At 61.5% G+C, this 8,573-nt stretch carries 9 protein-coding genes; 8 read left to right on the forward strand and 1 reads right to left on the reverse strand.

From position 1 onward, the window contains the following. Positions 1-308: 308 nt before the first annotated feature. Positions 309-602: a hypothetical protein gene (locus tag QPK29_RS21465; protein ID WP_371771037.1), complete on the forward strand. Its 294-nt coding sequence runs from the start codon at positions 309-311 to the stop codon at positions 600-602. On the opposite strand, the gene QPK29_RS21470 is transcribed toward QPK29_RS21465, so the two are convergent. Then, positions 596-1,399 (reverse strand): hypothetical protein, encoded by an 804-nt coding sequence (locus QPK29_RS21470; RefSeq protein WP_371771038.1) that lies wholly within the window; start codon positions 1,397-1,399, stop codon positions 596-598. The two genes, QPK29_RS21465 and QPK29_RS21470, sit on opposite strands and share 7 nt — an antisense overlap. Before the next feature lie 190 nt (positions 1,400-1,589). On the opposite strand from QPK29_RS21470, the gene QPK29_RS21475 reads away from it, so the two are divergent. The 7 genes from QPK29_RS21475 to QPK29_RS21505 form a co-directional block, all read left to right on the forward strand. After that, positions 1,590-2,015, forward strand: coding sequence for a hypothetical protein (locus QPK29_RS21475; protein ID WP_371771039.1), 426 nt, complete (start codon positions 1,590-1,592; stop codon positions 2,013-2,015). Beyond that, complete coding sequence (locus QPK29_RS21480; RefSeq protein WP_371771040.1) at positions 2,012-2,560, forward strand: hypothetical protein; 549 nt, start codon at positions 2,012-2,014, stop codon at positions 2,558-2,560. The genes QPK29_RS21475 and QPK29_RS21480 overlap by 4 nt, the downstream gene beginning before the upstream one ends. An 87-nt stretch (positions 2,561-2,647) precedes the next feature. Beyond that, positions 2,648-3,130: a lytic transglycosylase domain-containing protein gene (locus QPK29_RS21485; RefSeq protein ID WP_371771041.1), complete on the forward strand. Its 483-nt coding sequence runs from the start codon at positions 2,648-2,650 to the stop codon at positions 3,128-3,130. Further along, complete coding sequence (locus tag QPK29_RS21490) at positions 3,130-4,494, forward strand: secretion/conjugation apparatus DotM-related subunit (RefSeq protein WP_371771042.1); 1,365 nt, start codon at positions 3,130-3,132, stop codon at positions 4,492-4,494. The genes QPK29_RS21485 and QPK29_RS21490 overlap by 1 nt, the downstream gene beginning before the upstream one ends. Then, a complete protein-coding gene (locus tag QPK29_RS21495) occupies positions 4,491-5,570 on the forward strand; it encodes a thioredoxin fold domain-containing protein (RefSeq protein ID WP_371771043.1) in 1,080 nt (359 codons plus the stop codon). Before QPK29_RS21490 ends, QPK29_RS21495 begins: the two co-directional genes overlap by 4 nt. Continuing rightward, positions 5,567-6,301, forward strand: coding sequence for a hypothetical protein (locus QPK29_RS21500; RefSeq protein ID WP_371771044.1), 735 nt, complete (start codon positions 5,567-5,569; stop codon positions 6,299-6,301). Before QPK29_RS21495 ends, QPK29_RS21500 begins: the two co-directional genes overlap by 4 nt. After that, positions 6,298-8,573: TraM recognition domain-containing protein (locus QPK29_RS21505; protein ID WP_400189826.1), on the forward strand; the 2,276-nt coding region annotated here is incomplete at its 3' end. The genes QPK29_RS21500 and QPK29_RS21505, both read left to right, overlap by 4 nt.

Consider the following 8,573-nt stretch of genomic DNA (forward strand, 5'->3'; position numbering starts at 1 on the left):
GGCCCTCATCAATATCCATTGTTAATCGCGGCCCGAACCAGGCGCACGAGAGAAGTCCTGCGGCCCGGACCAGGCGTGGCGTCTTTATGAGCTGGGGGTCCGGAATCTTCGGCCAAGAATGTTTACGCATACGCCTGGGCCGTGCACTCCCAAGCATTCCCCATCTCTTGTTAGACGTGCTCTTACATCGTCATAATACAAAACAGACAAATCGCTATCACCGGTTGTAACTGCTAGTGGCGGCTGTTCAACGCGCGTGATTGGACGAACAATCCACGCCCCTAATTACTGCACCAGGAACACGATTTATGACCCAAAAGCCTTTTGCCGCGGCCCGGCGCGTTATCGCGGTGGAGATAAAAAATTTGCTCAGCTTAAGGAGATCCATGCGTCGCCTACGCAACGAGCTGGCAGTCGGGCGATCGCCGGCAGAGATGGTGCGTACTCCACGTGGTGACATCCCACGCGGGATGTTGCTGCGCTACGCCGAGGTGTCGTTTGGGTCTGGCGTGGCCAGGGTATGCGCGGCCAGGCGTGTTCTCTTTCGTAATGCCGCCGAGGCGGCAGCGCTCGCTGACCGCGACAGCGCCAATCTTCAGTGAAGATGTGACCAGGTACGACGGGCGACGATATCGCGCAGAGTACCTTCGCTGACGTTCATCTCTTTGGCTTTCGCTGTCCACGGCGGGGCCAATTTGTGCGAGGTGAAGTTCAGTGCCCATGCGCGAATAATGCGAACGTCCGTTTCGGTCAGATACGCCCTGCCATGCTTTTCGCCACGCCGTGCCTTCTTCGGAAAAGCCAGGCGCTGGCTCGCCAAGTCCTCGGGCTCCTCGACAGGGTTCGTGCCCCCCACTTTTTTATGTTGAACCTTGTAGCCGGACTCGCCATCGAGCGTATAGACCCGCGCATTCAATTCACTGTCGGCGAAATAGACCTGGACGGAGGCATCGCCAAACAGTTGGCGCCACATGCTTCGAAATCGTTTGTCCTCTGGTGGTGTCTCGGATTCGGATTCGATGCTTTCCGTGTCGCTCATAGCGTGTTCATTCAGGGTAGGCGCAATGAATTCGGTGGTCTGCATGCGATCGCGGTGCGCATGCACGCCGTAATGCCCGCGCCACCGCGCGGCTGGTGAAAGCAGTCTGCGATCCGACGTGTTCGAGGCTGGCTCAAAGCCCGGCACGATCGCCGATGATCGCCGACGCAGCCGACTCGTCGTCCGCAGGCTGAGATCTGTTGTTCTGCAGCGACTACGGCGCCGTCCACCACACGAAGTTCGCGGCCGCGAGATGCCGGCATCGCCGAAATCGCGCCATTCCACGGGCGTCAGCGAAAGGATCAGGCGCTCGGCGAGGGGGCTGGCGTGTAGCCGTGGTGGTGTCTGTGGTGCGGTCATGTGAGAGCGAAGAAACCCGTAATGGCGATCAAGCAATTCTTGTATGTTGTCACGTATTATCGCTACAATGTAGCACAAATGTTGTTCCTAGAAAATATCGCAAGCCCTCCAGCAACCCTCGACAACAGCCTCGATGACACACAATCCTCCGCCGACCTCCGTATCAGTAGTGGGGCGGCCCGACCCCGTCATGAACGTGATCAACACGATGGCGAGCGCCCACGTCGTCGCCTTGCTGGCTTCCCGACAGTTCGAGGTGATCTACCAGGTGCCCTACCGTGGTACGGATGAGGAGGTGCAGAACATCCTCAATCTGTGCGATGGCCTCATTCAGCAGATCAGTGTTGCTGAGGTCAATGATCGGCTGACGCTGGCTGTTGGGGTAATCGACGCATGCTTGATCGACAATTTGCATGCCCAGGAAGTGCGTTCCCTCATCAAGACCATCGTCCAGAAGGACATTCAGCTCCTGTCGCACATGCCGTGCACGAAGGCGATGCTCGCGCGGGTTCTTCGTGCGGTAGGGCTGTCCAACCTCCTGGCCCCGGAGAAGATTCGCAGGATCACGAGGGACGTCCAGCAGTACCAGCAGCAATTCGGGGGAGGGCTGGAATGAACATTCGCGACACCGCGCGCAAGGTTGGTAAGGGCATCGCGTGGGCCGTTTTTCCGGTTCAGGCGTGGCGCAATCTTGTCAGCACGAAGGATTCGGTCAAGCGCATTGCTCAGATGGCGCGGCGCGGCAAGACCTTGCGACCAGAGGAGATGAACGAACTGCAGCTCAAGCGATACGAGTTGGAGCAGGTCGGTCGGGAGATCGTGCTCGGCCTAGAGGAGCACGACCGCTTCGAGTATATGGCCGAGCAGTTGGGATGGGACGAGGCAAGCCTGGCTGAAAAGACGCGCGCGCTCGCGCGCTCTCACGCAATCCGCTTCTGCCTGCTCATCTTCACGGTGATCATCACCTCCGGGCTCACGATCAGGTTCGGCTTTCGCCCCCTCGTCTACGGTAGCGCCGCGGCGATGTATTTGAGCACGGCGTGCATTAAGACCACGTGCCTCTATACCCAGCTCCAGGAGCGAGCCCTCTGGAGCCTTCGTCAACTCGCCACGCGGCCGAAGTTTTGGATTTGGCGCCGCGCCTTCTGGTTCCTGGACTGACCGATGGTAACGATCGAAAACATGCCGCCGCCCCAGTCGCGGCCCGCGCTTGTCGCCCCAGCGCCTGCAGCTGCCGGGGGAAACCACATGGAACACCTGCAGGCGGCTGCAGCGCCAGTGCAGGCAAACGCGGGACGCCCAGGTCGGCAATTTGAAGTGGAGCTCCCCGACCGCATTCCAGCGCGCTGCATTCGAAGCAGTAGTGCTACCTACCAGATCAACCCGCTCCTGATGATTGCTGTCTTGAAGGTGGAGAGCAACGGGCGAACGGGCGTGGTCGCCCGAAATACGAACGGTACCGACGACCTCGGGCCGTCCCAATTCAACACGGACAGCTGGGCAAAGGTGTTGATCGAGAAATACAAGATTCCTCGCGAAGCCCTGGTCCACGACATGTGCCAATCCGTGCGCGCACTCGGATTTGCCCTGCGTACCGAAATCAATGCTGCTGGCGGCGATCTCTGGAAAGGCCTCGGCAACTACCATTCGCGCACGCCGAAGCACCATGACAAATACGTCAACCTGGTGTACGGCGCGTACAAGCAGATGATCACGAAAGGCAAATTCTGATGGCCCGAAACGCACAAACGCCCAATGCCGATGTCTCTGGCCTCTATGTGATCCCGCTGTTGATCCTGGGCCTCCTTTTCGTGATGTGGCTGGCAATGGGCCAGGGGTTGTTCTACGGCTCGGGCAAGATGGCCTATTACATGCTCTGGCCCTTCGATCTGATCGATGCAGTGCACGCATACCGCGTACAGATCGTCCACGACATTGTGCAGCCACCTTCGCCTGGCAAGTTCTTCGAGTGGACCAGCAACGCATGGCGAGTGCCATCGGCGCTCCTGGCGTGCATCGCATTTCGGCTCGCCTGGACGGCATCCCAGCATCCAATCGGCAAAGAGAAGGGCGGTTTGAGGGGGCGCCTGAGTGTTGATGCACTGATGCGCTTTCAGGCCTCCATTCATTCGGCCATTGCGCCGATCGTTCCCATTGCGAAGACGCTCCATAAAAACGAAGACCCGCGCTTCCACGAACCCTGGCATCCGCATGAAGTGGTCGAGAAATTCGGGCTCGCGAAGGAAAACGGCGACCTCGACCACGAAAAGGCCGAGCATTACCTGTTGGCGCAGCTGGGGACGCGTGTCTATCGTCCCGGCATCGACAAGTCCGACACCATCTTCGCCGACCGGCTGAACGACTGGGAGAAGGCTGTCTTTGCAATGCTGGCGCCGGCGGCCGTGCACGGGAAGGAAGGCCTGGGTGAGTTCCGCGAGCTGCTCGACAAGCTGAATTACTCGGCCGTGAACGCCACGCAGACGCCGGATCTGCGCCTGGCCAACGAGCAGTACCAGAAATACCGCGCCCACCCGCTGCTAAACAACCTCTGGCGATCGCACCATTTCTCCGTGACGTACCTGATGCAGGTCTACAAGCTGTGCAAGCGCGCCGGCAAGGTAACAACAGCCGAATTCGTGGGCTGGCTCCGTCCCAACGCAAACGGCCTCTACGCGGCCCTCAATAGCGTAGGCCGGCAGCGGACAGCGTTCGCCGAGTGCGCGGGTGCCCACGAGCATTGGGAGCATGAGCAAAAGTGCCAGCGCCTGAACCGGATCTCGGTCCTGCCCGTTGTGGTTGCCTCGTTGAAGAGCCTGGAGGACGAGTACAACTTCTGGCGCACCGCCAACGCCGGAGAAACCCCGGAAACGCTTTGGGGCCGTATGACGCCCGAGCAGTCGAGGCTCGACACTGATCTCTTCCGCGAGCATGTGGTCGACCTCCTTGGCGTCGGCCGCCAGGTGCCAGCGCCAGGCGCTGAAACCGAATTTGATGCGGGAGAGGCGATCGCGCGCCGCGAATTCGAAGATTCACAGATGACCAAACTGATGGCCGGCTCAAAAGCCGCCTTCCCGACACAAGAGGACCAGCAATGACCGAGACCACCGCCAAGCCTGTAGAAGGCTCGAGCATTCCCCTGCACGCCGCCATGCTGGCCCATCCGGACGGTTGCGGAAAGTACGCTTCTTCGGTCACGTATAACGACGGCATGGTGGCGCTCTCCGTTCGTCACGTGGAGCGCCCGTGGCTTCCGATCGCCCTGTTCGGCCGTATCATCCAGACGAAGCTGGTGCGCATCGGTGGCGATGCAGTGCGAGAGGTCAGCCTGGTGAACGACACGAACGGCCTGACCTGCACGATCGCGCGCGCGCGCGGCGACGTTGAGCGCAACGTCCTGCTCGGCGCGGAATGGCCGGCATCCCTGCGCGAAGCCGTGCGTGCCGAGGTGGACGCGGCCCTGCACCGCAAGGCGGGTGGGCTCTCGATTCATGTGCGCGGAAAAACCGCCACCTTGGTCGCGCTCTTCGTGGCCTATACGATCGTCAGCGGCCTGTCTGGCGCCAAGCAGGCCCCGATCGCCGCGCCACGAGCGGCGGCGCCGGTTGCGGGAGTGACAGCCCAGCAGGTTGCGCCGGCGCAGCAACTGACCCCTTCCGAGGATGCCGGCATGTCGTCGGCGGCGATCGCCCAGGCTGCGGCTGATGCGCAAACCAGTCCGCTCCCGCTCAAAGAAGCGCTGTCGAAGGCATCGTTCATCACGCTGCGCACGCCTGGCGCCGGTGCCAAGACGCTGGTCATGTGGTCCGACCCGCTTTGCCCGCATTGCCGTGACTTCGAGCAGAAGGTGCTCTCGAAGCTCCCAGCCACGATTGGCGTGACCATTATCCCGGTGTCGTTCAAGCATGGCTCGCGCCCTCTCGTGTCTTACGCAGCTTGCGCCAGCGCCGCGGCCGAGCGAGCAGCGCGCTGGAAAAACCTGCTGTCGGAACAGCCGACTGGTATCGACGTTACCCAGCAATGCGAGACCGGGCCGGCGATCGCAGACAGAAACTCGGCGCTCTTCGCCCGCGCTGGTCTGCGGTCCACCCCTACGCTGATGAAACCGGATGGCGAGGTTTTTGAAGGTGATCAGCATTCCGCGGAAGCCGTGGCGAACTGGCTTGCAAAATGACGAGAACCCTTTTTAAAGCTGTCGCTGGCTGGTTCGCCGCGCGCACCGCGCGCGCGATCCGGCCGGCTTACCTTCCGCTGGCCACCGCGCCCGAATGCGATCAAGCCGGGGACGCACTCCGGATCGCGTACGAGCAAGCCGTGGTGGAAGGGTATCGGTCGATGCGCGGCTTGATGGACCAGCAGCGCGGCCGGAAAGCCAAGAGCACGCTGCGTACTGACGATATCGCCGGCAACGTACGCGCAGTCGGCGTGCAGTTTTCCAAAGCGGCGGCGACGCTCGACCCGGACGGTCTGGCCAGCGAAATGATCCGGCTCTTTTGCGTCGGCGTGCCGCATATGGACAAGCTCGACAACCAGCGTCGCGTGGCGACCGTCTGGTCGGCGCTTCTGGCGCCTGCCGTTGTGATGCGCCAGAAGCGCGGCCATGAGATCGTCGTGGAACATCTCGCGGACATTGCTGTGGAGTGGATGCGCACCGGCTCGACCGAACTGGCTGCGGAGGCTCACGCCTCGCCCGACACCTGCTTTATCAGCGCGCATCCTGCGCGGGCGTACGACCTGCTGACGGACACGGCCAAGCAGCATGGCCTGGATCACATCAAGCTTGCTCGCAGTGTTATCGAGCCGGTCATTCTGCCGCTGGGCGAATACATCGGTGCCCGCCAGGCCGCCGACGGCGTCCAGGTGGATCTTTCTGGCGAACAGGCGATGCAGAAGGAGGCGAAGTGAAGCACGGCCGCTATACCACCATTGAAGGCGGGCAGGAAGTATCGGCGCGTCAGATCATCGTCGACGTCCGCTCGAACTCGCAGCGCTTCAAGGACTGGATGGTCTACCCCACGAATTTCAGCAAGGTGATGGCTGTCCTCGGCCTCATCTGCCTGATCTTCCCGTTCGCGCTTCCAATCCTCGTTTTCACGCTTCTGGGGTTTGTTGACGAATACCAGAAGACATCGCAGTACGCGCCCATGCGCTACCCGGCCTGGTGCAAGGTGCCCGATCCGGGCCTGCTGCATCCTGGTACCGACAAGCCGATGGCGCCAACCGGCATCATGTACTTCGGGGTGATCGACGCCCAGGATCCCTACGAGCGCGGCAAGCAGGTCTTCTTGGCCGCCGACGACCTGACAAGGCACATGTTGGTGCTGGGCACCACCGGCTCGGGCAAGAGCGAATTCCTGAAGGGTATGACGGTTTGCGTGTTGTGCTGGGCGAGCGGATTTTTCGTGGCGGACGCCAAGGCCGACAATAAGCTGCCGACCGACATGTATTCGCAAGTGCGCATGTTCGCACGGGACTACGATTACCTAGTGGTGAATTACCTGCTCGGCGGCCTGTCGCCAACGCAGATTTCCAACATGCGCGAGCGCCTGTCGAACGGCCTGCAGCCCGCCACCGCCGCTGACGCTGACACCCTGGTGCAGATGACGTCCAACATCATGGTCAAAGCCTCGGGCGATTCGAAGACCTGGCAGGACCGTGGCCTGAATCTCTTCCGAGGCATCTGCCGCGCGCTGACGCATAAGCGCGACTTGGGGGAGCTGACCCTGTCGATCGAGACGATGCGTGAATATCTGGCCCTGGACAAAATCGAGGAACTGTACGTTGAGGGGTGGAAGCTGGCGAACGGCGGTCCGTGGCCCACTCCCTATCTCGGCGTGAAATCGTACCTGGAGGTTGGCTTGCCGGGCTTCCAGTTGCAGAACATGCTGCGCAAGCACGGCTGTCTGAAGGAGGAAGCCGAGGACGAAGCGGCGGCACTGAGCCAGGCGGCTTTTGGCCGTGCGCCGGCTCCAGCGAAGAAGCCACCTACCAATCAGACAAACGAGACGTACAACCAGCATGGCTATCGCGCTGACCAGGTGTACCCGGCCCTGTCGCTGCTGATCGACACCTACGGCCACATCTTCAAGCGCAAGCATCCAGAGGTCGACATGCAAGACGTGGTGGTCAACAACCGCGTCTGCATCTCGCTCATCCCCTCGCTGGAAAAGGGCGCGCAGGAGCAGGAAAGCCTGGGCAAGCTGAATCTGGCACTGCTGCGCGTGATGATGGCGCGAGCGCTGGGCTCTTCGATCGAGGGCGACGTGCACCAGAACGTGGACGCCAAGATTACCGCTTCGGCCACGCCATTTGCTCTCTTCCTTGACGAATTCGCGTACCAGTTTGCCGAGGGTATCGCGCTGACAGCGGCCCAGGCTCGAAGCCTGAATTTCTTCCTGTGTGCCCTGGCCCAGGACTTGGAGAAGCTCACCGAAGGCGATCGCGCCGCGGAAGCCGGCGCCATGATGGCGAACCAGGCGACTAAGTTCTTCATGAAGATCGTCGGCTCGGACAAGACCCACGAGCTGGCGCAAAAGACCTTGGGCGAAGCCGACGTCGCAGTGATCTCTGGCTTTGAACAGAACCTCGATTCGCTGCTGGGTAACATCCGGCGCGACGTCAACTACAAGATCGAGAAGCGGCCCCGTATCGGCAGGAAGACGCTGGAGGAGCTCGCTTCGGGCTTCGCAACCTTCGCGTATCGGGAGCGGGCGCACGTGATGCGCACGTTCTATCCGTCGCCGGAAGTGCCGCGCGTGCGCTACCCGAGGATCAACCGCTTCCTGCAGATCCACGACCTAGGCGAAACGACGATGCTGACCAGCACTGTCGAGCTGGCCCCGAATGCGGACAAATGGGTGATGGAGAAAATCCGCGGGCTGTTGGAGACGGGAGCCGCGCCCACATATCCGGAACAGGTCACGAGCGATATCATCCAGAGCATCGTGCGCGCTGCTTCGACGATGAATCCGCACACACCCGCGATCGAGCGCGGCATTGTGCTGTACCAGGCCGGTGTTCAGGCGCTGCACAATGCGCGAGCTGGAGCATCCCTGTTGGGCAGCAGTGGAGGCGGTGGCGGAAATCGGCCCGCGGTGAACCCGCCGCCAGCGCCGGCGGTTGAAGCTGCGGGCGCCGCTGGCGCGGCGCCGGTGCTTGCCTCGGAAGGCTCCGCAGG

It is taken from the genome of Massilia orientalis (assembly GCF_030411975.2).
In the GTDB taxonomy this organism is placed as follows: domain Bacteria; phylum Pseudomonadota; class Gammaproteobacteria; order Burkholderiales; family Burkholderiaceae_D; genus Telluria; species Telluria orientalis.